Below are 25,132 nucleotides of genomic sequence, written 5' to 3'. Positions count from 1 at the left end.
GTTGGAAGAATTGAATAATACCTATATTACTGATGTTTCCGGACTTCCTCTATACAACGAATCAGAATTGCGTCCGGATATAGAAATGACCACTACGGATCATTTACAGGGCTGGGTTGACATTGTGGGCTTCCAGAACATGGCAAATATCAGCGGCATACTCTATATCCACGATGACCCTGTTGCAAATGCAGTAGTAAGAGGAGATGCCAGGATATGGATCCAACCATCTGGAGTCAACACAGAACTGACTCAAAGCATATCTGTTAAACAGGTCGGGTCAAACATTATTGCTACCCTGCATGCGGTCCTGAAATGGGATACTGTCTCCTGCGATAATGACGGATGCTGGATAAGCGGTCATTTCACAGAAACTCATGACTGGATTGATTCGGAGATTTCTCCACCCCAATTCACATATCCAGGCCCACAAAACATGACAATAGAACGGTTCCCCGGTTTTCATCCTGTGAGCCTGATACACTTTACAGGTCTTAACGATTCGATAATATTTTTCAATATAACTACGCAAAGCGGCTCTGTGGAACATTTACTGAACATAGGGATGGTCGAGTTTACCAGCAAAGGTATTCCCTACATGAACGTCACGCCGTTCTCGGTATGGAGAAAGACTGGAAATGGAATATATCATCAGGGCGACGACACGATAATGGATAATGGGACTATAATTTCAGTGTTCCTGTGGACACCTTTCGGAAGAGCGCCAGATTACAATTTTAGTGAATATGCCGTTTATCATCAGAATAAATCCACAAGCATAAACCCGGCAATTGGTTACATAATTTATGTAGTTTTGATATTTTTGTCAGGAATTTACATAATGTATAGATCATCGAGGCAAAAATGAAACGAGTTATATTATTCATGGTTTTGTGCCTGATCCTGGTTCAGCCAGCAGCAGCTTCATTCGACCTGGAAGAGCTTCTACCTAACGTTATATCAAAAGGATTTGACAGGATACTGGAATCGCAGGCAGATAACTTGTATAATATGATGGGTTTAAATAATTCCAACGTACAGCCAGCAGTTTCAACCATGATGGCAGATAACAACGATTTCTTATCAAATCCAATGGTGAAGAGAATGAAGAATTTCACAGCATTCTGGTATTTCGTGTTTTACACAATATTCCTACTGGCAGGAGGGATTGCTGTGATGAAAGAGTCAGCAAGTTTCGATACAATGGGGAATGTTTTCGGAAGCTGGAGAAATAAATATTTCGAGATAGCCATAATCGCTCCTTTGATATGGGCATTCTACCTGTACGGATTACAGTGGATATTCTCCCTGGAATCAATACTTGCAAAATCAGCATTTTTAGAGTCAATGAATTTCGTTTCATATTCCCCTGACAACTCACTGGCATATCTTTTTAGAGCGTTGAGTTTCATCAGTTTAATGATAATATTTTATTACAGATATCTGGTTGTGGGGATCATATCTGCATATTTTCTTTTATTAGCAGCTGCGGGTTTATTCCCCTGGACAAGACAATTTGCAATGATGCTTTTCTCATACGGAGCAGTGATGCTGTTTTCAAGGTTCCTCATGTGCCTGATATTGTTAGGAGGAACAGGATTAATGAGCGGACTGCCATATCCATTGAATGAATCACTATTGCTTTATTACGTAGTCTCATCTGGAGCAATATTGGCAGGAGTGGCGTGCGTATTGTATCCGTTATTAGCCAGTTTTGGAAATCAAATAAAGTATCTGATAGTCGGTAAATTTCTGTTTGCAAAGGGAAAGTGATCCTACTAAAAAAGGAAGTGTATTAGAATGAATGACCAACAGTCCCATAAAATAATCGTTCCTTTACCACCCAGGTTCATTGTTGAGAAGCTGCAGCTTGGGCCTCTGGAATTATCCTGGGATCAGGTAAAAGTGATGCTGGTATGCGCTATTCTGACCACAATAGTAATCGGAACGGGAGAAGGAATATCAGGACTTGTACTGAATTCCATAGCCCTGTTGATAATATGGGGACTCTATTATAAATACGCAAGAACTCATGAAATACTGGTAGAATCAAAGATAATTTTCGCTCATAAGATCAGGAAGTTAAAAGGCTTGGATAGATATTCAAGCATCTCAAGCCCGGATAAACAGGTCTCCCAGCTGTATCGATTCAGCATAAAAAATATTTCAAAAACAGGAGTTGTAGACTTCGGGGACAACAGATTCGGAGTGATCCTGGGATGCGATACTCGCTGGCTTGATGACGAGGAACTGGCGCTAAATATAACAAGGATAAGTGGATTCCTGAATTCGATACAACCAAAGACACTGATAAAAGTACGGGCAAGTTCCCAGATACCTTATTTGAATCCCGTGGAAAGAATGATAATGGAGCAGGTAAACGAACCAAGGTCGCATAATGAAAAGGCTCTGCTATATTCTCTGCATGATCTATCTTCAAGAACACCAAAGACCACAAACTGGGATGTAAAAATTTTCATTGGAGTGGTATCTAATCCCAGTGAAATAGAGACGCTTATGATGACTCTGCTGCCCGGTGTGCTGAACAGATTACAGGCAGCCCACACCATGTCAGCGGTAATAACACAGAGGAATAAGATCTACAATATCTTTGCAAATGATAATACAAGCTATCAGGTGCAATCTAACAGGACTCCTGCGCTCTATGGAGAGAAGGCGATCTGGAAAAATACGCTTCGCCAGATAATGCAGGGCTCGATCGTGGATAACAGGGACCATCTTCTTGTCAACAATACAGAGTACATTTCCTGCATAATCGTGGGGATACCTGTTGGAGGAGTAAGCGGATTTCCACCCACGCTTTCACCTGAAATACTGACTCAAATTTACAGGCTGTCCGCAAGCGAAGAGCATGTGATCAGGATAGACCAGAGCATATACCCGATAGATTCTCCCAGGGCATTAACTGAGATCAAAAGAGCGATGAACACAATCAAAGGAAATGAGGAATCGCTCCAGAATAACCAGACTGCACGCTTTGATATGGGGCTTGACCAGGAAGACCTGAGGGCATTGTATGCCCAGATAAAGGATGGGAAGGAGAGCATGTTCGATATTAACTTCATTATTACAGTCTTTTCTCATTCATACACATCACTGCTTGCAGGGATCTCCAAAGTACGGGCCATCCTGAGTGCGAATAACATTATGAACCGCGTGCCTAACGGCAGGATTCTGGAGACAATACAATGCACTCAGTTCTTACCCTACTACGATGAGAAGATCTCAGTCTGGCTTCCTACTTCCGGTATTTCAAGGATCACGCCTCTTGTGAACGGCCCGAACAATATGGTCTCGTCTTATGGAGTTTATTTCGGGAATGACATTCATACGAACCAGGAGATAATAATAGACCTTGATAAGCTTGGAGCAAGCCATACTTTGATGATCGGTCCGACAAGGTCAGGCAAGACCACAGCCATGGCAATTACTGGGATCAGGACGATCCTGAACGGGGACGATGCCATCTACATAACAAACAAGCCAGATTCGACAACAAATTATCTGGCAGTAGCAGAGTATTTCAGTGACGTGAGCCAGATCATTAACCTTGGAAGGCAGCCTGACGGAAAGACGTGTTATAATATCAATCCACTTGAGATTATTTTTAATGAGAATGTGTCGTTCGATCCTATCTCGAAGTTCTATGAACACTTAAATACCGTTAAGTTTTTCCTGAATCTGTTGACAGGAGGGGACAGAACCCACAAACAGATATCATACATAGGCGAGACTCTGGTAGAGCTCTATGCAAAGTTCGGAATTATTCCAGAAGACAGGAAAACATGGAAACAGGAAAAACAACCGACCTTTCTTGATCTATATGATATCTGGGAGAGGGATAAAAAGAAATACAGATCAGATGCTACCATTGAAGCGGTGTATAGCAGGACATCCTCTCTCAGGAATACACTGAGATGGCTTTCAAATCCCACCAACGTTGACCTGACAAAGCAATATACCGTGATAGACCTCTCAGCCATTCCCCAGGATACGCAGGAAGCTATGAATTATCTTCTCACTGCCATCCTTGCCCTGCGATTCAACATAAACTCAAAGAGAAAGACCACGATCATGATCGATGAAGCAGGCGTGTTCCTGAAGAACGCGAGGTTGCAGGATGAGTTCTCGCGAATGCTAAAACAGGCGGGGAGTTTCGGAGTTCGGATAATAATCGGGTCTCAGCAGCTATCCGATCTTTCAAGCATAGGTCCTGAGTTAAGAGCGAACATCTTTATTTCTGAGGTATATGGACTGAATATCGGAAAAAGCATTGACGATGTGGTGAAATTTTTCAAGTTATCGAATAACGATGCACAGTTCTTGTTATCCTGCTCCAGGCCTGGCATGTGCGCTGTATCCGTGGGATACCCTTACGCAACTACCTATCATATGCAAAGGGTAGCATCTGATCTTGAGGCGCAGATCCTGTTCGGAAAACAAAAGCGGCAGGTTGCCTACACCTTTGTTCACCCTGATCTTGAATCGTTTGCAAAAGAGCAGGGTGTAATTATGTCTGACTGGATAAATGGCGATACAACAATTCTCCGTAAAGAGAGGCTGGTGGAATGGACTCAAAGGGCAGTCGGAAATGGGAGAGCTTTTGCATACATTGAAAAGGAGAATATAAATCATGAACTCATCCTTAACCAGAGTAAAGAGCACTATTTGAGTGTCATTCAGATAGCAGCGTATTTCATTGAACGAAACATCAAGGTTGAGGTTAATCATTATGACAATGCAGACGTAGTTGCCTGGCTGCCAGACGGTCCGGTAGCATTTGAGTACCAGACTTCGGGGTACAACGATCCGAAGATCTTGACCGAGAAAAGAAAAAACTGTGAAAACAAGTACGGTCGTCTGTTTTTTGTAGGGAATACTCACAGCGTAAAAGAGGTCGCGCTTGCAATAGAAACCGATGAAATCGTTATCACAAGAGGCACTCGTCTGGATGAGAAGATTAAAGAACTTCTTGGAGAAACAAGCTTGAAACAGGCAGATCCATGAAAATCAAAAGAAAAACTGGAGAAACAAGAAGGGTCGTCTGTTTATTTATGGTAGAAATCGGGCAATTACGTTACGGAATCAACCAGATTATATAAAGAACAAGCATTTAAAAAACAGAACAGTATGGAGCAAATCGGAGCTGTTTTTTCTGTTTATTTTTGAAATGGGGCGATAATAGGGCAAATCTTCAGAAGGTACTTTATTATAGGATATGGTGCCTGGCTACCGCATTGTTGTTTCATGGAGAGATCGGGTGTCATGGATGGTATGAGAATATCTAAGATTTAGTTACGCTCATGAATGATCATAGGGGTATTTTAATCGAAATGTAAAATTGCATTCAGGCCTTAAGAGATTTACACCTTTTGATGCAAGCGAAAGCTATAAATCATCATTCTTATGTACTATAACACGTACGTAATATGAAACAAACAAAATTTCATGGAATTTCGGATAAAAAATTATTAGATATTGGCTGGAATAAAAGCAATGCAATCATCAAACTAACTGATGCTAGAGGAGATCTATCAAATTGCAAAGGATACAAATCTGATGTTGAGAAAAGCGATTGTGGCATCAGAGGATGGTCAATGAACAGGATTTTCAGTTGTGATGAATTGCCAGGGATTTTAAGGATATCTTGATATATGCATGAAAACGATAACTATCCTGACAGGAACCTGGCCAGCAGTACTCCTACTCCTACCAATCTTATTCCAAATCCCTGCAAGTTCAGGGGAAAAACCATAGAGATCCTCGGCGTTCTTTCCAATAGCGGTGGAATGACTACAATGGAAATTTCTGAACAGACAGGGATACCTGTTCGTATAGTCGGTGTTTATTGCCGTGGTGGTGAAAAAAGAGGTGTTTTTGAGAGAAAGGAACGATGGGGATGGAGGGTTACATCATTTGGTTTGTTAATATTAAGTATTAATAATAATAATGGAAAAACGAAGGATAAAGATATGATAAACGAAGGATAAACGAAGGATAAACGAACTTTAGACAGTCCCAAAAAATCACATCAACTCGACCTGTCAGTTTTCACAAATCGTTCAGATATCTCAGAACCTGAACGAATAGTAGTAGGAGTACTGGTGAATCACTTTGAGAGGACAGGAGAGAAGTATCGTTACTTTCGTGATTTCTATCACTTCTGTGATGAAACCGGTGTGGGCGCTATAGATGCTCCGCCAGCCATAGCCCGACTAAAAGAAGAAGGGTGCATCTACACCAGAAAGGATGAGTTCGGGTGGAAGATCGGTCTTAAAGTCAATTTTGTGGAGAGGTTAAAATTCTGTTAAGGAGAAATAAAATATGAATAACAAAAACATTTTATCGACTATATTAGTGCTGCTGATCATTCTTTTCAGCGGATGCATTGCAAGTGAGACAAACCTCAATAAAAATATTTTTTCAGGAGAAACTAGAAACGATATTTTTCACAACAAAACCCTCATGTTTAAAACGAAGATGCCCCAGGGATGGAAATCAGATGTTATGTGGCAATTGCCCTATGGCGGTGCGATTAATTTTGTAAATGACAAATATCCCTGGTGGCCATCGGGCGATGATGGCGCCATAAGAACTGATCTTGTAACCTATGGCACTCTTGCCTTAGTTCGGGTGAGTATGGATACACAATTAGTTCCTGCTGGGTACACGCTGGAATATGCACGTTCACAGGAGCTCAAAAGACCGGAGGGAATCATATATGAAGGTTATACAAAACTCGGCGGAGAAACAGCATGGGAGGTCATCAGAAAATACAGGACTGTTGGAGATTTATACCAGCGAGATATACATATCATTCACGGAAAAAGATCATTTGTGTTAAATTTCAATGTAATCAGTACAGATGTTGAAAAACGGGATAATGTCACAGTTGAACTTGAACCAGATTTCAATGAAATTATCACATCTTTTAAGTTCTTAGACTGATGCGCTGCGGTTAAAGACCCCAGACCCCAATATTAGAGGAATAGGCCAGCGAGAATATGGTGTCTGGACATTCGTCCAGAGTCAGAGAATGTGCTGGCGCAAGAACAGCTGAGATACTGAAAAATGTCTGTTTGGAAGATATAAAGGGTTAAAAATATTTGAGCCGTATGCAGTGAAAGTCGCATGTACGGTTCTTAAAGAGCTTGGGGTCGGAAACGACCTCCGGCTACTTGACAAGTATTTATTGCTACTTTGACGCGGAAGTATACAGCACTGATTCAATCGAAACTGTTTTAAAATCTGCTGAGGTAATGAGAATAGGAGGTTCAAAGTGGTCGATCAGGCTGAGATTCATAGACTCGCACAGAGCAGGGATGTGAAGGACCGGAAAAAAGCAATAGAAGAACTGAATGACAACTTTTCTATTCTTAAATCTAAGGAACAGGCCTGGGACGACCTGATCCGGCTCACTAGGGACAATAGTGATGATGTGCGAAGGGGTGCCACAATTGCCCTTAGTATTTGTTGTTCTCACCTTCCCGAAGAATATAGAAAGCAGGCTTGGGGCGACATTCACAGACTCACGAAGAACAAAGAATATTTTGTGCGAACTCGTGCCGCTAATGCTCTTGGGACTTTTTATTCTCGCCTTCCCGAAGAATACAGAAAGCAGGCTTGGAACGACCTGCACAGGCTCACGCGGGACAAAGAGTATTTTGTACGAAGTGGCGCTAGTCGTGCCCTTGGTTCTTGTTATTCCTACATTCCCGAAAAATACAAAAAGCAGGCTTGGGACGACCTAATAGGGCTCTTGCAGGCCAATTACCCGGATGTGCGAAGTGGCGCAGCTAATGCCCTTGGTTTTTGTTATTCTCAGATTCCAAAAAAATGCAAAAAGCAAGCTTGGGACTGCCTGCATAAACTCACCCGTGACAATGACTACGAGGTGAGAAGTGGTGTCGCTAATGCCCTTGGTTTTTGTTATTCCCACCTTCCCGAAGAATACAAAATACAGGCTTTGGATGACCTTCAAAGGCTTACTCAGGACGATATGGTGGGTGTTCGAAGTGGTGCTGTAAAATCCTTTGATTTTTGTTATTCCCACCTTCCCGAAGAATACAAAAAACAGGTATGGAATGACCTTCACAGGTTAACTCAGGACGAATATGATATTGTGCGAAGAGATGCCGGTAGGTTCCTTGTTTCTTGTTATTCTCAGATTCCTGAAGAATGCAGAAAGGAGGCATGGGGCGATCTGATTAGGTTCACACATGACAATGATCCTTTTGTGTATAGTGAGGCCGCTATTGCCCTTGGTTCTTGTTATCCCCAAATTCCTGAAGAATACAAACAACAAGCATGGGACAAACTTATTGAACTCACTCAGGACGATAACGACTTTGTGCGTATGCGCGCTGCTGATGCCCTTGGTTCTTGTTATTCCTGCATTCCAGAAGAATATAGAAAGCAGGCTTGGAACGACCTGCATAGGTTCACACTGGACAATAACGACACAATGCAAAATGGCGCCGCTGCATCCCTCGCAGATCATGAAATTATCAGACAGAGCATTGACAACTATGTGCCAAGTAGCATAGCTTGTGCCCTTGGTTCTTGTTATTCCTATATTCCCGAAGAATGCAAAAAACAGGCATGGGAAGACCTCCAGAGGCTCGCCCATGACAATTACGAGGGCGTGCGCATGAGAGCTGCTGATGCCCTTGGTTCTTGTTATTCCTGCATTCCAGAAAAATATAAAGAACAGGCATGGGACGAACTGATCGGGCTCACACAGGACAGTAACTTCCAGGTGCGAGGGTATGCCGCTAAAGCACTTAGTTCTTGTTATTCTCATACGCCCTATGAATATAGGAAGAAAGCATGGAATGACATTAAACGGCTCACACAGGACAAAGATCCTTTTGTGCGAGGTGGAGCTGCTAAAGCCCTTGGTACTTGTTATTCCCTGATTCCCGAAGAATACAGAAAACAGGCATGGGATGACCTTCAAAGGCTCAGGCAGGACAATTACTACTTTGTGCGAATTGATTCTTGTCGTGGCCTCGGTTCTTGTTATTCCCAGATTCCCGGAGAATATAGAAAACAGGTATGGGATTGGCTTCAAATGCTGACACATGACCCTGAAAAAGATGTCCGTATAGCTGCAAACCATTCATCCGGTGAAGTATCAATATACAGGGCAATCCAGGCGAAAAATGAAGAATCAATTAAGAAAGAGTTGGAGTCAGCCCTGAAATTTTTTGAAAAAGCCTCAAGTGAGTCAAAATATCTTAATCCTGCAAGATTTTGTCTTCCATTCTATCTTTCTTATTATACCATAGTATTCAAGGAAGGAGATGCAAAGGTTGAGGTGGAAAAATATCTTGCAGAAGCAGAAGGTGCTCTTGAAGGCTCAAAGATTAAAGAAAAGCTCCTGAAAGCTGTGGAAAATCTCGGAAATGCACTGAAGGAGCTGCGGAGAGCGCGAGATTCAAATGAAATTAAATCCGACATAAAAGCATACAAGCAGTACATCGACCGTGCTTGTGAGATTCTTGAAGCAATAGAAGAAAAAGCACCTAGAGCAAAGGAGCTGATCAGGAAGGGACTACCAATAATTGATAAAAAAATTAAGGAATTACTTGGGGAAATCGAAGAAAAAACAAAGAAACTCCATGAGGTATCTCAAGGAACTCCCTTTGAAAAGATAAGCAATAGTGCCAATGTTCATGTTGAAGGATTGGGAGATACTAAGAAACCAATCGAAGCCGATCGCGTATTGAACAATCTAATTACTGATGTGCGTGCTACCTTTGATATTCTTTTACCTAAAGAGAGTGGTAGATATAGCCAACTTGAAAACGCAGATTTATTAGATAAAGCAATGGCCATGAAAGCTATGGTTATTTCTATTTCTGTTGAGATAAATAACATGAAAGAAAAATTAGCAGAAAAGGATAAGCAGATTGAATATCTGGAGGATAAAGTTCTTCTCAAACTTGATAATCTTAGTTATGGTATTTCTATGCTAAAACTTCGTTCTGGAGAAATAGTTCCCTCACTGCATGAGATACAAAATGAGATGAATAAACTAAAAACAATTCAAGCAGATCTTAACAAAATTGGTTTAAGCTTAAATGACATAGAAAATCGGCAGCATCAGGGTTTTAATCGTTTAGATGTTGATATAACAAGGTTGGCTAATGAAATTGAGGCTCAGATAATACCAAAGCTGCCTCAAAATAATGATGCAACAAAGGAAATTTTGAAAAAACTAGAGGATTTAAAAGTACCCAAAAAAGAAGTCTGGTTCAATCGAGTGGTTGGGCTTGCATCGATTATAAGTCTCATATTACCATTTTTATAAGCTGGAACGGGAGTGTAACTGTTTTTGCTGAAACTTCATATACAGAAGAATGTATAGGAGTTAGCAACAATGGCACAACTATTTACAAAACAACAAGCAAGGACATGGCTCAGGGAGAATAATCTGAAAACTGGGAAAAGTATAGAAGAAGCTTTTATTGTTGAGATCAAAGATGTTCTCCAGGAAGCACTGGAAGAAGAAATGACAAGCGAACTTGGTTATTCCAGGTACGATTGGAAGAATAAAAAACGAGTAATTCTCGCAACGGGCACATCAAAAAGACAGTAAAAAGCCAGTTCGAGGAGATACCTCTTGATATTCCAAGAGACACCAATGGCGAATTTGAACTTATGATCGTGAAAAAGCATGAAAGGACCATATCAAATTCGCTTGAGGATATGATCGTTTCTTTATTTGCTCAGGGAATGAGCAATCGGGATATCGAGCATCATATGAGAAAGATCTACGGGATTGATGTATCGCCAAAAATGGTTACAAGGATAACCGACAAGATCCTTCCCATAACAAAGGAGTGGAAAAACAGACAGCTTGAGCCAATGTATCCCATAATTTATCTGGACGGCATTGTCTTCAATGTGAACCAGGATGGCAAGGTAGCAAAAAAACAGCTTATACGGTGTTTGCAATAACAATAGAGGGCAAAAAGGAGATACCGGGCATATGGATAGGGGAGGCGGGATCATCCAAATTCTGGATGAATGTATTGTCTGATATGAAAAATCGTGGAGTAAAGGACATCCTGATTGCATCTGTCGATGGGTTAAGTGGGTTTGAAGCCGCTATCAAAGCTGCATTTCCAAAAACAGAGATCCAGAAATGCATAGTGCATCAGATCAGAAACTCTACAAGATTTGTCAATTACAAGGATAGAAAACAGTTCTGTGAGGATATGAAAGTGATATACACCGCCCCTAATGAAGAAGCAGGATTAGCAGCCCTGGACGAATTCGAGAAGAAATGGGGCAGCAAATACTCATATGCTATAAAGAGCTGGAGAAGCAACTGGCAGGGTTTATGCACATTTTTTAAGTATCCGCCTGAGATTAGAAGGATGATCTATACCACGAATCCGATAGAGAATTTTAATAGGAAAATTAGAAAATTCACCAAAACCAAAAGTTCATTCCCGACAGACGATTCTCTGTTTAAAATTCTATATCTGATCGTTATGGATGCCACTGAAAAATGGAAAATGCCTATTCAGAATTGGGGTATGATCCTAAACCAGCTCAGGGTGTACTTCGATGAACGAGTGGATGGATATTTATAGAGATGGTGAAATATGAGAATTGAAAGTTTGAGCAAAAACGGTTACACTCCCAACCGAAATCCTTTGCCATGTATAAAAAGTCTTTTCATAAAACCCCCGCATGCGCTTGATAAAGGCAATCCCACCAAAGACCAGATTCGCACATAACGTCTATAAGGTGTGCGTAGCCATTATCCGTGCCTCAATCAAAGATTCAGTGTTTGCGTTAAACATTTTTTCAAGTAGATAAAAAGCCTGGAACCATTCTGCCTATCTGAGTCACCCCTTTGGAAATCTGTTAATCTGTTCTGACCAGACGGGATATTCAATCCACATCAACGTTGTTTAAGATTAAATCTTGGTTTTGATATACGAGATGAAAACTGAAGATAAAAACTAATTTTAACTTTTATATATTATATGTGCAATAATTTAAATACATAGCTGCACTATCGAGTTTTTGTGAAAAAAATAATGTGTAAAAAAGGAATTGCGGCCATGAAATGTCGGAACGTATTGTATTCGATCATATTGGTATTTTTATTAACTTCCGTAGCCGGAGCAGAATCCGGTAAGGTGGTTATGAACGACACCCAGGAAAAAAATTATACTCATGTTTACACATTTGGGAACGGGAACGATTGGGCTACTGAATATGATGTATCGTTTGACAAACTATATTTTGATACTTCATCCTGGGATCATCTGTCAGCTCTAACCATAAATTTAACAAATTTATATTCCTTCCCTCCCCAGGATTATCAGACCTCCTTTACGATAAGATCCGGCGGTTCTGGCGGTGGAGTTGTATCATTCTCTCGTCTTGATAATAAAGTTCACTGGGCTTTTAATGATAATGCAGTAATTACTTCCTCGGATATCGTTCTATCATACGACACAAATATATTTACAAATCTGGAACGGTTGAACTATTTAGTTCAATATTATAAGGATTGCAGTCCTGATATTAATGAGCCTGCTTTTGTACGTGTTGAAGAGGGAGGCTGCTATATCGGAAGCGATGACGATTATGACGGCACATATAATGCAACCTATGAAACATCAGTATCTAAGAGTTCAACTATTCCTTATGTTGTTACTTACTCATCAAACTCAACAAAAACATATTTTAATTTCACATACACTAAGCCCGATGTATTATATCGTGTAATTATTCAGGATTCATCAAAGAAGCCCTATTATGATGAAATGGGTTTTACATCCGGAAGCACCGTATCTGTAGTCAGGGAATATGGAAAAGGGATCTACTTCAATGTAACTTCTTTCAAAGGGCAAAACTATGTTATAACAATAAATGCAACTGAGGAATCACAGCAAACTCCAACGATCGGCGCGCCGAATATAACCAGTTTCAGCCCTGCTAATTCCACAGTGAAAAATACTGCAGGTGAAAAAAGGACATTCAGTATCGCGACCAATCAGACTGTAAATATTGTATGGTCTCTCAATAATGCAGTGGTTCAGACCGACAGCAGTGTAACCCTGTCGAACTATGTCAACACCAGCGCATCACAGTGCACATGGATCGTAACTTCAATTGTCAATAATGCAAAAGGCAATGCCATACAAACCTGGGTGTGGGTTGTTGAACCTGCAAGTACACTCGATATTCTTGCATATTACAGGGAACTTGGTGATGATCCCGGCACAGTGGAGTACGCTGACATTCAAAAAGCAATAGACGACTGGATAAGCAAAACAGTACCGGCTGGATTTGCAGATCCAATAACATACCAGGAGCTACTTACTTTAATATATCAATGGTTATAATTATGGAAAAGAAAAACATTTTATTCACTTTATTTTTTCTGATGATCGTTCTTTTCAGCGGATGCATTACACAAATTGCAGGTAATGAGACATTATCTAATACCGATCAAATCAGAAAGGATGTTTATTCCAACAAAACTCTTATGTTTGAAATGAAAATCCCTTCCGGATGGAAATCAGATGTAATGTGGCAAGTACCCTATGGTGGTGTAATTAATTTTGTTAATGACAAATACCCCTGGTGGCCGTCGGGTGATGATAGCGCCATAAGGCTTGATCTGGAAAAGTACGGCACTCTTTCCATAGTCCAGGTGAGTATGGATACACAATTAGTCCCTATCGGGTACACTCTGGCGTATGCACGTTCACAGGAATTGAAAAGAGAAGAGGGCATTACCTATGAGGGAGAGACAAAACTTGGAGGAGAAAGAGCATGGGAGATCATCAGGAAATACAGGACTGTCGGGGACTTATACCAGCGAGATATACATGTGATTCACGGAAAAAGATCATATGTATTGCGCTTTCAGGTCATCAGCAGCAATGCAGAAAAACGGGATAATGTGACTGCCGAACTTGAAACCAATTTCAATGAGATTTTTGGATCGTTTAAGTTCATAGATTGACTGTGCCGGGGTCTTGATGACCCCTGACCCTGATGCTAGAGGAATAAACCAGCGAGAATATGGTGTCTGGACATTCATCCAGAGTCAGGGATTGTGCTTGCGCAGGAACAGACAAAATACTGAAAATATACATATTTATTCAAGTTAGCAATACTTGAATATATGAATAACATAAATATAGCATACGATGCCGATAATATTCAGTGATGAAGACCTGATGTATCTTGACAAAGATCAGGATGAAAAATTGCGATCTATAAGGCAGACAATTGATGCCATAAAAGCGAAAGGCAACACAACACTTTGTAAAAAATGCGGTCATATGATGCAGTATTTCACAGTTGGAAATGCAAAGCTTCTCCAATGTGTTTTCTGCGGGAATAGGGTTGCTGAGATGATTGAATTATGAAACCCTAGTCTTGATATGTCATAATCATAATCATTTTTTAACGAAACAGGTATATTAGTTTTGATGGTTATTGTTAAGTGTGAGCAGGCAATTAGCTTCATATCACTCCACTTACCATCCTATCCATGGCCTGCTCTATCCTATTAGTATTGAATAGATTAACTTATATAATTTTCCAGTAGAAATAAAGGGGTTTATTTCTTCCTCCATTTATTCAACCGTTCAAATCTTATCTGTTCAATCGCTTTCTTTTAGTTTCAAGCCGGTTAATCATCTTCTCAAAAGATTATCAAATGTAAAATATATAATATTATAAAGGCATTCTGAAAAAGCAGCAGGGAGGAAAAAAATGATTAAAAAAATCGACCATATTGGGATTATAACAAACGACTTAGATCAGTCAGTGGGATTCTATACTGATGTGCTTGGCTTTTCTATTTTCAGCAGGATAGAGATGGCAGAGGCGGGATTATCAGCAGTTTTCGTAGAAAAGAATGGAAGTAAAATAGAACTCATGAAGTGCAGAGGCAAAAATGTTCCAGAGCGTTCTGAGGGTGTTAAACTCAAAATCGGAGAAGGTTCAATCCCGATAGATGACCATATCACTTTTTCCGTGGATGATATTGAGGCTACAGTATCTCAAATTAAGAAGAAAGGCATTGTATTTCATTTAGAGCCAGTACAACTGGAGGGGGGTATGAAACTTGCCTTCTTGAAAGACCCGAACGGGGTGCTGATAGAACTGGTAGAACCTCCTCAATAATAATAGAGATTTCAATTCACACAGAACAGTTCAGCTTTTTTTATAAGCTGACTATTATTGGGATAAGCTCAAAGCTGGGCACTCATTAATGCGATCTTGTAGTTCATCCTCTAAGGATCTCAAGTATCTGCTTTGGAGTCACGATTTTTATCCCCTGGAATTCCTTAACATCAAGAAGATGTTTGTTGCCTGAAACCAGATAATCTACCTCACCTTCAACAGCGCACTCTAATATCCTGTCATCTGCAGGATCCTTAACAATGACGTTCAAAGTGAATGCAGGAGAGACAAGTTCAGCATGGCTTAAGGTTATTTCTGAGTATAAAGCCACATCTTCTCGCGGCAGTTCAAATTTCCCATCAGTTAAAAGTATCCTTTCAAGTTCATTGATAATTTGACTTGATATCACTAATTTGGCTTTTCCCTCAAAGCATAGATGGATGAACTTGTATGGATTCCTGCGCCAGAACAAAGCTGAAATGTAAATATTGGTATCAGCAACTACCTTTACCATATTTTATTTTTGTACTTTGCGGTGTTTATGGATTATATCATCAACGTCTGTTTCTTTGATACCTTGTTCTCTTGCTATTTTTTCTCCTTTTTCTGCAAGAAATTCAAATTCTTTAATGCCAGGGAGTTTTATTTTTTTGAGAAGGATAGTATCCCTGTCCCGGATCACTGCAAAGGGTGTCCCTTCTTCAAATCCTTCGCGGAGTTTTTTAGGGATCACTATTTGACCTTTTGTGGACATTTTTGTGAACTCGACTTCTGTTGCCATGATACTAACTTCTTACTTTCTTACCTAATAAGGCTTTGCCAGTATTGATGAGGTCTATTCTCCAAAACCGATATCTTCATGGCGCAGTTCCCGGATTCTTTTGGATGGCTTTATCTTTCGCCTTTTGAGGCGCTACGAAGCTTGCTGGAGTCCAGTGGATATCCATAATTTATGCTGCAATGGTACTTGATGGTTAAACGAGTGGGTAGATTGAACGGGCAATTTGATGGCTTTATTTCATCTTACTGCGCTGGGTTTAACGACCCCAGACCCCAATATTTGAAGAATAAACCAGCGGGAATATGGTGTCTGAGAATTCGTCCAGAGTCAGGGATCGTGCTGACGAACAGGTGAGATATTGAAAAATGAGCAATTCAGATTTTTAATACCCGTCACGCAAAGATACTTTTAAATATTTACATATATTTATGCTAATTAAGCAATTTATGCAAATTATTGTAAATGCCACATTTCTAATAAATACCTTGAGAACAGAACCCGAAATATTGCGGGAAATGAAGTTATCCACCATAAAAAATGTAGCCGCTGAAATTGAAAATGAGCTAGGGATAAACATCAATGATCCCAATCTTGAAAAAAATAGAGAGTTGGTGAAAATATAGGAACAAATATTAATGTGACACTTCCAGATATGATCGCAAGCTACCTCAAACGGAAATCAAAAGAAGAATATCTTCCGGTATCTGCAATTGCAAGGAAATACATCGCCAGAGGAGTTACAGAGGAGCTTATTATCGAATATCACAGGAAAGGATATTCGATCTCCAGTATATCCGAAAATATCGATGTACCTGTCGCCAAGGTAATGGATGTGCTTTCAAGGCTTGATGAAGAGAGTGATGTAGAAAAAACCCTTGAGGATATCGAGATCAATTCATCAGACTGATTCCTTCTCTCAATTTATCCTGCCGCCCCAGGTGCGACATGATCATTGGAGCATAGAGGAACAATATCTACGCACCTGTTCAGGGTGTCAATGGCGATATCCAGGTCATGGAATTCGCTGTGGACCATCAGAGCGTACAGCATATTCGGGTCATCAGGCGATCGGAACGCCTTTCAGGATGAATCGTGCCTTCTCTCATCTGCCGTCAGTGGACAAGCGCATCGACCTCTGGAATTATCCTCTTTCAGGGAACGGGCGCGCCTGACGGCGGATAAATGGGGCTAAAGCCCGATCAGGGGATGATCGTGCGCCGCCTGCGGGCGGTTGGTTGCCTAGTTTTAAATAAAATTATTGGGTATGAATTATCGAGATATCGATAGTTTGGAGAATCAATATGAACAATGAGAAGGCTTGTAAAGAGTGCGGTGATAACGTTTGCTCAGTTATAACGAAGCAGTCAGAAATGGAAACGATGTCGAGTACCGAAACATCAGGCTTTGCTCACTATGCGGGAGCGTGGTTGAGCTATGAGATGGCAGTGCCCGAGCTGTCTTCAGATATATGATACCGTGCTTGATAGGTTCAATGACAGACCTATCCAGGAACAGTTCCCGAACTCCAAACCGTGGGAACGCGAACAGTTGATAACCGGTATCTGTTCCTATAAGTGCTGGAATGAGTTCCTGGGCCAGGAGAGCCGAGTAGTTGTTATTTTTTTTGGCAGCAGGTTACTGTAAGCTGAATGTATGGGGTTCTATTGTTTATTGGTGGTCAGAAACCTTAGGAAAACGACTTCGGAGTTATTGTTGGATTGTCGCCAAAACTTTTTTGGAAAAATGGCTTATCGATTCCGGGAATTAAAGGTAAACTTTTTATCTATGTAAATTGTGTATATAATTATATGCAAAATAATTCAAAACTTTCCACAAATTACATCATAAAATTGTTATTTGAGCAGGAATATTACTATTTCACAGTGCGTGAGCTTGCGGGTTTATTAAAAGTCCCTGTTGAAAAAGCATATACGATTGTGGCAAGACTTGAGGGAAGAGGGTTTATTAAATCCGTAGAGAAGGGAAAGTATCTCTTGCTTGGTTTCGAACCAGAGTACGTTCTTTCCAATCCGTTTTTTATAGCTTCAAGGGTTGTTTATCCTTCATATGTGAGTTTCTGGAGTGCTTTGAATTTCTACGGATTCACAGAACAGGTTCCAGCGGTGGTTTTTGTTGCATCTACCAGGAAAAAGAAAGAAGTAGAGTTCAACAATTCCAGGTTCAAATATGTGCTGATAAATCCAGAGAAGTTTTTTGGATACAGGAAAGAGAGAACAGGAGAACTTGATTTCCTGATCGCAGAAGAGGAAAAGGCAGTCATTGACAGTCTTTACCTGCCTGAAAATGCAGGTGGAACGGCAGAGGTGATAAAAGCGGTTTATAATGCAAAAGATAAAGTTGATCCTGAGAGACTATTTGATTATGCATCAGCCATGAAGAACAGGAGCCTTTGCTCAAGATTAGGATACCTGCTTGAGAGATTCGGCGCTGATGCAGGGATGTTACTGGAATGTTCGTCGAATGAGTATGTCAAGCTTGATCCGGCAAGAAAGAAGAGCAAAGTCTGGGATAAGAAGTGGCATATTAATGTGAATATGAACGAAGAAGAGATCCTTGGATGGAGGGAGACTTAGCATGCTGACGAGGAAGAAAATTGAAAAGATCGCCTTGAAGAACAGGGTATCGCTATTTACCCAGGAGAGGGACTACGTACAGGCAGTATTTCTTAGCCTGCTTTATTCGAAGACAACTGGATTAATATTCAAGGGCGGCACCTGCCTTCGAATTGCTTACAGTTCACCGAGGTATTCTGAGGATCTGGATTTTAACTCAAATCTTGACGAAGATGAGGCATATAAAACGCTGGAAACAGCAGTAAAGGAGCTTGAGTATTTCGGCATCAATGCACAGATCAGGAACAAAAGGATGTCAAGGTCAGGATTTGGCTTTGTCCTGAGCTATATGGGGCCGCTATACGAAGGAAGGGATATTACCAAAGGTATGGTAAGAATTGATGTTAGTCTGAGAGGGGAGAACGTATCTGAAGAAAGAGTAGTGGTGCGTACAGAATACGATGATGTGAAGACGTTTGTTATCAGTGCGGCAAGCCTTGACCATATATTTGCTGAAAAGGTGAGGGCGCTGCTGGTGAGAGGCATGGCAAGAGATCTCTATGACCTCTGGTTCCTGCTGGAAAGAGGGGTAAAACCCAATATTAAGTTAATAAACAGCAAGCTTGCTCTTTATGATAAGAGTTATTCCGGCAAGGAAATGAGTGAGCGTATAGCGCAGCTTGAGACGGGCTGGAGTAAAGACCTTATGCCGCTGCTTGGCGTGGTCGTTCCGTATGAGGTTGCCGCGAAAAAGGCGGTTGATGGGTTGATGACAGGGGGTATAAAATAATATGGCGATAACATTCACGGATGAAGACCTGATGTATCTTGATAAAGAAAAAGATATGCAATTACATTCGATCAGACAGGCGATCGATGCCTTGAAACTGAAAGGGGACACAGCATTCTGTAAAAAATGCGGTCACATGATGCAGTATTTCACAGTGGGAAATGCAAGGTTAATGCAATGCGGTTTATGCGGGAACAGAGTCGCTGAAATGATTGAATTATGAGTCCTTTTCATGTATTTTCCCATTCAGGAACGGCGCGCCTGCGGGCGTTGGAGTATGCGACTGCTGCGGCAGGGACTGCGCAGCTTTGTGGAGCGGTGGAGTCTATGGATTCTGATGGTCAGAAACTTTAGGGAATCGACCTCTGGGTGATAGTTAGATCGTCGCCAAAACTTTTTTTGGAAATTGGCATATCTATTCCGGGAATTGTGAGGAGTGAAAAAGAATATCTGATCCCTATAGCGGCCCATTTATACAGAGAAGGAGAGATATCGATAGGAAAAGCCTTGGAACTCGCGGATATACCTTTTGAGAATTTTATTGAACAATTGAAGAAAAGAAAAATGAGGAATTCGCTGTTTGGTGTATTTGAAGTAAAAGAGGAAGAAAGTGCAGCTGAGAGATATCTTAAATGACATACTTAATAATAATTATTTTATTAATACATCCAATATTTATATAAGCAACAACTTTTATTTATAAAGAGCTTAACTATACTGTAAGAACAGATAACAAGCTTCAATAAGATTATAGTTACAACATATAACCAGGTTGATATGATATGGAAGGCTATTATTCAAATACTCAATATAAATCAATTAATTTTATATTAGATATTTTTTCATCTGATATATTCGAAATTATTACCTGGATAAGGCGACCAGTAGTTGGTGCTGTTGATTATTTGCGATCCATGCATAAATTGTATAATATTCAGAATGAGTTGAATCAAATTTTGAATCTGGAATATGATACCCGAGAAAAATTGCTTGATGCTTTAACTGATATAGTCTCAATAAATGTATATCAAGAAGACCTTGAAGAAATTGAAAAAAGGCTTGAATTGAAACTATCAGATTTGAAAGAATTTGATGAAACTTTTAAAAGATTGAAAACAATCACGAAAAAATTAGATTCTCACCAACGATATGAAGTTAACAGGTTAGCTTTAATAAAACTTAATGGAAGGATTTCCTCCATTAGAGAGGAAATAAAATCAAAAATATGGGATAAAAATGAGAATGCCAGCCAGTTATTGGTCCTGGATCAAATGTTTTTCTTGATCCAGAAATTAATAAAAGAGGGCATCAAAAAAGTGGATGATATCGATATCTGGATTATGTTATCTATTTCATTACTGAGGATTGAAGCTTTTCATAGAGGAAAAATCACATATGAAGACCTTCAGGATGATGTATCTGAATTACGCTTTTTCTATGTAAAGGATGAAACAATCCCAAGGAATTATAATGCGGTCTTTGAGGTTCTAGGGGCTTAAGATGAATTTTTCTCTGGATACAAATATCATTTTAGGGATAGTTAATACCAAGGACCGGATCCATGAAGCATCGATCGCCTTGATGAAAGATAAGCGAAATGCAGAACTTTTTTTGTGTAATTCTGCCCTGAAGGAATCGCATAATGTTCTGAGAAACAAAATAAATGAAGTGATGGTAGAAATTATAGGATTTTTCCGGGATATATATCAGGATGTAAAAATTGATTATATCGAATCCCAGGCCAGGATTATTGAACTATTTAAAAAGATAAAAATCAATAAACCTGGCATAACGAATTTCCTTGATCTTGTTTTTCATGAAATATTGCTTTTTCTAAAAGAACATAATGCAGAAGATCTTCCATCATTTTTATCTCAGCTTTCTATAAATTTATCTGCGTCAATTGTTTTCAAAATCAAGGAAATTCATCCGGATTTCAAAATAATATCCCTTGATTTGGACCATCTCAGTGAGATCAAGAAATCACTTGCTGATATACATTTTAAAGATACAAATGATGAACGAATATTTCAGGAATTGATGACAAATTTAGCTGATATCAAGCCTATTGAATTCTTCTTAGACGACTTGGATTTTGCCAAGAAATGCATAAAAGGTTTTGGAAAAATAGCCAATGATATGGGATTTGAGAACGAGGCATTTTTCTCCAGGTTACTGAGAGATCACTATCCGATCTGACCAGATTAGTATGAATACCCCAATTAGTCCGGCCCTGAGGAAGCTTAATATCGTTTTCTCTTCCCCATCCCCTCAAATTATTAGTCATCGAACACTTATTAAAAAAAATAACCAGAAGTGATATATCAGACATTTCATATGACTGCAATCTTACCCGCGTCTGTAATTGTATATCCGTCCTCACCTTTTATATATCCCATTGCCTTGAGTTCTCGCAGGTGGTTGTATGCCATGCCTTTGGAAATGCCCACTTTTATAGCTATATCCTGAATGGAACTCACTCCTGATTTGATTTGTTCCAGTATTGTCTTTTTTGTGTCAGATATATTGAAGCTAAGTATTGGGAAGTCGATGATAAAATTGTCTTCTTCGGTAACATAGACTATACGCTTTACCATGTCGCTTCGTGTGTATGCGCCAAAGAGCGCCCCGAAAGCCTGGGGTTTTCTTCCGCCTGAAACATTTATCATAATGTGGTTGCCACGGGTGTGCTCTTCTTCTATGAGGGCTGCCACATCCTGAGCAACCTTGACCGGGTCGTAAAGGGATGTGTTCCTTTTCACAATCTCGATCACCTTACCAAACGTGTCTTCTAGGGTTTTTTCAGAGCGAAGTTTTTTTTCATCTGTCCCTTCTTCTGTGAGAAGTATGAGTTTTACTGGGGATAGTCGGGTGACACATACAATGACTGGTTCGAGTGAATATATTGTAGAGATGAGTGTAAGATTTGTCATTGAGAAGTATTATTGTGTTAGTATTATTTATTATTTGTGTAGATAATTTTCTGTTGTTATTGTAGTTATGTGGAAAGGTATATATTCATTAAATGTCAGTATATGTTTACTATATACAACTTAACAACAATTATGAATGAAATACAAGGATATTACAAATATTGGGGCAAAGCGGATAATTCCGAAAGCAGGAGTTTGGTATCTTACCACTTATTGGTGTATCATTGTCTGGATGTTGCAGCAGTTGGGCATGTTTTGCTGCAAAAGGATAAGCATCTTCTAAAGCAGTTTTCTGAAATTACAGGTCTAAGTGATGAGGTTGCTATCGATCTAATTACATTTTATCTTTCAATCCACGATATCGGAAAATTTTCAGATAGTTTTCAGAAACTTAGACATGATATATTCGAGCATCTACGGGGACATACATGCGATAAAATATACAATATACGCCATGACACCATGGGATATCACTTATGGGATAGCATATGGTCTCTATTATGGGATGATAACTTGCTGCATCTGGAAAAAGGTGGAAGTATCAGTAAAACCGATTGGCGGTTTATCTTAATATCGTGGGTTCAGGCAGTAACAGGTCATCATGGCAAACCGCCACTTCTTGATGATAACGGTATGACGATACACGTAAAGAATCTTTTTACTGATGAAAATATTATCATGGCGCAATCTTTCGTAAAAGAGGTTGCTGAATTACTAATTCCAGGTAAATCAAAACAATTGCTGATAAATTATGATGAAGAGATGGAAGATTTATTCAAGCGATCATCCTGGTTGCTTGCTGGTTTGGCGATAGTGAGTGATTGGATCGGATCAAATAGTGAGTATTGTTCTGAACCTAAGTCTCTTGATTATTACTGGAATAAAATTGCATTACCAAAAGCAGAAGAAGCAATCAATAAGGCGGGCGTGCTGCCATCAACCATATCATCGAAAACAGGTATGAGGGCATTGTTCCCGAAAATTGAGAGTCCAAGTCCATTACAGGCTCATGTTTCCACATGTGGACTTTCAGACAGTGCACAAATGTTCATACTGGAAGAAGTCACTGGAAGTGGAAAAACCGAAGCTGCTTTATGTTTAGCTCACCGTCTCATGGAAAAAGGGCTTGCGGAAGGGATATTTGTAGCCCTGCCAACAATGGCTACAGCTAACGCAATGTATGACAGATTGGTAAAAGCATATAGATTGATGTTTTCAGCAGAAGCTGCGCCATCTCTTGTGCTGGCACATAGTGCACGGCATCTTTCTGATACATTCCGCCATTCCATAGGTTTGGAGCATTCCCGTGTTGAAGGGGTTTATGCCAGAAATGAAGAAACGGCTTCAGCGCAATGTACCGAATGGCTTGCTGACAATCGAAAGAAGGCTCTGCTGGCAGATGTGGGAGTCGGAACCATTGATCAGGGATTAATGGCTGTGCTTCCTTCAAAACATCAGTCGCTGCGCTTGTTAGGTTTATCAAGACATGTTTTGATCGTAGATGAGGTGCATGCTTATGATCCGTATATGCACACACTGTTGTGCACACTGCTGCGATTCCATGCTGCATTGGGGGGAAGTGCGATTCTACTTTCTGCAACACTTCCTATAAAGCAACGTCAGGAACTGGTCAATAGTTTTTCTGAAGGGCTGGAAAGTAAAAAACACAAATTAAATGATAATTCATATCCCCTTATCACTCACAGCACTGCGAATTATTTGTCTGAAACACCTCTTGCAATTCGTGAAGGCACTCGACGGAATGTTACTGTGAAGTTTATTGAGGATATTTCTGCTGTGCAAGAATCTCTGGTGAATACTTTAGAAAATGGAGGTTGTGCCTGCTGGATTCGCAATACAGTGGATGATGTTGTGGATGCATACAACAGCTTGTCCATTAAACTGGGTTCAGAAAATGTTCTTCTTTTTCATGCACGATTTGCAATGGGTGACCGGCAAAAAATTGAGAAAAAAGTACTTGACACGTTTGGAAAAGAAAGTGACAATGCTACCCGAAAAGGAAAGATACTTGTAGCTACTCAGGTAGTTGAACAATCTCTTGACCTTGATTTTGATTATATGGTAAGTGACCTGGCACCTATGGATTTGATGATTCAAAGAGCTGGACGCCTTCATAGACATTCACGCAAAGAGCGTTCTGGAACTGCGATATTGAGAATATTTGCGCCTCTATTGACAGATGATCCTTCTGGAAACTGGTACAAAGACATGTTTTCAAAAGCAGCTTATGTTTATCCAAGCCACGGTCAATTATGGCTTACTGCGCATTTGCTTTCAGAGCGTGGGGAACTTGTTATGCCTGATGATGCACGCAATTTTATAGAGAGTGTTTTTGGAAGTGATGCCAGAAATAACGTGCCAGAAGCCCTGAGAGATAGGGATGATAAAGTAGAGGGAGAAGATAAGGCTGCAAAATCAGTAGCCAAACTGAATGCCTTAGTTCTTAACAAAGGATACGGGGCAACTGTTGATCAGTGGTTAGATGATACTAAAACTCCAACACGTCTTGGGGAGCTAACCACAAATGTGCGGCTTGCAAGATGGGATGGTAAAAAAATAATTCCGTGGATATCAGATGAAAAATATGCATGGGAAATGAGTCAGGTGAGTATAAGTCAGAGAAATATTAAGGATATGGCAAGATACGAAGGAGCTTTGAAGAGTGCTCTTGATGAAGCGATAAATTCAATGCCAGATAAGGGAAAATGGGCTGTGATATTACCATTATCAAAGACAGAAGGAGATAGGTGGCACGGAGTTGCGATTAATGGAAAAGGTTCCAGTGTCAGGGTGATTTATGATCCTGTTACTGGACTCAATACAATTCAAGAAGATTAAG

The 25,132-nt window shown here is 40.1% G+C and carries 25 protein-coding genes and 1 pseudogene; 23 read left to right on the top strand and 3 right to left on the bottom strand.

The window, feature by feature from the left end:
* The first annotated feature begins 1 nt into the window (after position 1).
* The 13 genes and pseudogenes from FIB07_09185 to FIB07_09125 all read left to right on the top strand — a co-directional run bounded on the left by FIB07_09185 (position 2) and on the right by FIB07_09125 (position 15,195).
* Entirely contained in the window at positions 2–868 is an 867-nt protein-coding gene (locus tag FIB07_09185) for a hypothetical protein (GenBank protein NJD53024.1), read from the top strand.
* The gene (locus FIB07_09180) at positions 865–1,773 is read left to right on the top strand and encodes a hypothetical protein (protein ID NJD53023.1); all 909 of its coding nucleotides are present in this window, start codon (positions 865–867) and stop codon (positions 1,771–1,773) included. Before FIB07_09185 ends, FIB07_09180 begins: the two co-directional genes overlap by 4 nt.
* A gap of 27 nt (positions 1,774–1,800) precedes the next feature.
* Complete coding sequence (locus FIB07_09175) at positions 1,801–5,028, top strand: hypothetical protein (protein NJD53022.1); 3,228 nt, start codon at positions 1,801–1,803, stop codon at positions 5,026–5,028.
* Positions 5,029–5,450: 422 nt separating this feature from the next.
* A complete protein-coding gene (locus tag FIB07_09170) occupies positions 5,451–5,672 on the top strand; it encodes a hypothetical protein (GenBank protein NJD53021.1) in 222 nt (73 codons plus the stop codon).
* 3 nt (positions 5,673–5,675) lie between these two features.
* Positions 5,676–6,011 carry a hypothetical protein gene (locus FIB07_09165; GenBank protein NJD53020.1) on the top strand — a complete coding sequence of 112 codons (336 nt, stop codon included), beginning with the start codon at positions 5,676–5,678 and terminating at the stop codon, positions 6,009–6,011.
* Positions 6,012–6,125: 114 nt separating this feature from the next.
* The gene (locus FIB07_09160) at positions 6,126–6,332 is read left to right on the top strand and encodes a hypothetical protein (GenBank protein ID NJD53019.1); all 207 of its coding nucleotides are present in this window, start codon (positions 6,126–6,128) and stop codon (positions 6,330–6,332) included.
* Positions 6,333–6,345: 13 nt separating this feature from the next.
* Positions 6,346–6,969, top strand: a complete 624-nt coding sequence (locus FIB07_09155) for a hypothetical protein (GenBank protein NJD53018.1) — start codon at positions 6,346–6,348, stop codon at positions 6,967–6,969.
* A 331-nt stretch (positions 6,970–7,300) separates the two neighbouring features.
* Entirely contained in the window at positions 7,301–10,336 is a 3,036-nt protein-coding gene (locus tag FIB07_09150) for a hypothetical protein (protein ID NJD53017.1), read from the top strand.
* Between the two features lie 123 nt (positions 10,337–10,459).
* Positions 10,460–11,627, top strand: a pseudogene (locus FIB07_09145) (IS256 family transposase).
* Positions 11,628–12,068: 441 nt separating this feature from the next.
* On the top strand, positions 12,069–13,397 hold the full coding sequence (locus tag FIB07_09140; GenBank protein ID NJD53016.1) for a hypothetical protein: 1,329 nt from the start codon (positions 12,069–12,071) through the stop codon (positions 13,395–13,397).
* A gap of 41 nt (positions 13,398–13,438) precedes the next feature.
* Entirely contained in the window at positions 13,439–14,023 is a 585-nt protein-coding gene (locus FIB07_09135) for a hypothetical protein (protein ID NJD53015.1), read from the top strand.
* 187 nt (positions 14,024–14,210) lie between these two features.
* Positions 14,211–14,432 carry a hypothetical protein gene (locus FIB07_09130; GenBank protein ID NJD53014.1) on the top strand — a complete coding sequence of 74 codons (222 nt, stop codon included), beginning with the start codon at positions 14,211–14,213 and terminating at the stop codon, positions 14,430–14,432.
* 349 nt (positions 14,433–14,781) lie between these two features.
* Complete coding sequence (locus FIB07_09125; protein NJD53013.1) at positions 14,782–15,195, top strand: VOC family protein; 414 nt, start codon at positions 14,782–14,784, stop codon at positions 15,193–15,195.
* A gap of 103 nt (positions 15,196–15,298) precedes the next feature.
* Here the strand turns inward: FIB07_09125 and FIB07_09120 are convergent, their stop codons facing one another.
* Positions 15,299–15,709, bottom strand: coding sequence for a putative toxin-antitoxin system toxin component, PIN family (locus FIB07_09120; protein ID NJD53012.1), 411 nt, complete (start codon positions 15,707–15,709; stop codon positions 15,299–15,301).
* 3 nt (positions 15,710–15,712) lie between these two features.
* Positions 15,713–15,976 carry a hypothetical protein gene (locus tag FIB07_09115; GenBank protein ID NJD53011.1) on the bottom strand — a complete coding sequence of 88 codons (264 nt, stop codon included), beginning with the start codon at positions 15,974–15,976 and terminating at the stop codon, positions 15,713–15,715.
* Positions 15,977–16,613: 637 nt separating this feature from the next.
* Here FIB07_09115 and FIB07_09110 point away from each other — a divergent pair.
* The 9 genes from FIB07_09110 (at position 16,614) to FIB07_09070 (ending at position 21,538) form a co-directional block, all read left to right on the top strand.
* Positions 16,614–16,883: a hypothetical protein gene (locus FIB07_09110; protein NJD53010.1), complete on the top strand. Its 270-nt coding sequence runs from the start codon at positions 16,614–16,616 to the stop codon at positions 16,881–16,883.
* Positions 16,884–16,928: 45 nt separating this feature from the next.
* Positions 16,929–17,168: a hypothetical protein gene (locus tag FIB07_09105; protein NJD53009.1), complete on the top strand. Its 240-nt coding sequence runs from the start codon at positions 16,929–16,931 to the stop codon at positions 17,166–17,168.
* 242 nt (positions 17,169–17,410) lie between these two features.
* Positions 17,411–17,620: a hypothetical protein gene (locus tag FIB07_09100; GenBank protein ID NJD53008.1), complete on the top strand. Its 210-nt coding sequence runs from the start codon at positions 17,411–17,413 to the stop codon at positions 17,618–17,620.
* Positions 17,621–17,784: 164 nt separating this feature from the next.
* Positions 17,785–18,570 (top strand): hypothetical protein, encoded by a 786-nt coding sequence (locus FIB07_09095; protein ID NJD53007.1) that lies wholly within the window; start codon positions 17,785–17,787, stop codon positions 18,568–18,570.
* A gap of 1 nt (position 18,571) precedes the next feature.
* Positions 18,572–19,339: a nucleotidyl transferase AbiEii/AbiGii toxin family protein gene (locus FIB07_09090; protein ID NJD53006.1), complete on the top strand. Its 768-nt coding sequence runs from the start codon at positions 18,572–18,574 to the stop codon at positions 19,337–19,339.
* A 1-nt stretch (position 19,340) separates the two neighbouring features.
* Positions 19,341–19,562, top strand: coding sequence for a hypothetical protein (locus FIB07_09085; protein NJD53005.1), 222 nt, complete (start codon positions 19,341–19,343; stop codon positions 19,560–19,562).
* 134 nt (positions 19,563–19,696) lie between these two features.
* Positions 19,697–19,975 (top strand): hypothetical protein, encoded by a 279-nt coding sequence (locus FIB07_09080; protein NJD53004.1) that lies wholly within the window; start codon positions 19,697–19,699, stop codon positions 19,973–19,975.
* Between the two features lie 146 nt (positions 19,976–20,121).
* Entirely contained in the window at positions 20,122–20,838 is a 717-nt protein-coding gene (locus FIB07_09075; protein ID NJD53003.1) for a hypothetical protein, read from the top strand.
* 1 nt (position 20,839) lies between these two features.
* Positions 20,840–21,538, top strand: coding sequence for a hypothetical protein (locus FIB07_09070; protein ID NJD53002.1), 699 nt, complete (start codon positions 20,840–20,842; stop codon positions 21,536–21,538).
* A 134-nt stretch (positions 21,539–21,672) separates the two neighbouring features.
* Here the strand turns inward: FIB07_09070 and FIB07_09065 are convergent, their stop codons facing one another.
* Complete coding sequence (locus FIB07_09065) at positions 21,673–22,272, bottom strand: CRISPR locus-related DNA-binding protein (GenBank protein NJD53001.1); 600 nt, start codon at positions 22,270–22,272, stop codon at positions 21,673–21,675.
* 132 nt (positions 22,273–22,404) lie between these two features.
* Between FIB07_09065 and cas3 the strand changes: the two genes are divergently transcribed.
* On the top strand, positions 22,405–25,131 hold the full coding sequence (gene cas3 / locus FIB07_09060) for a CRISPR-associated helicase Cas3' (GenBank protein ID NJD53000.1): 2,727 nt from the start codon (positions 22,405–22,407) through the stop codon (positions 25,129–25,131).
* Position 25,132 lies beyond the last annotated feature (1 nt).

This window comes from Candidatus Methanoperedens sp., assembly GCA_012026795.1.
GTDB lineage: Archaea > Halobacteriota > Methanosarcinia > Methanosarcinales > Methanoperedenaceae > Methanoperedens.
Note: the sequence above shows the minus strand (reverse complement) of the source record. Positions and strands in the feature narration are given on the sequence as shown.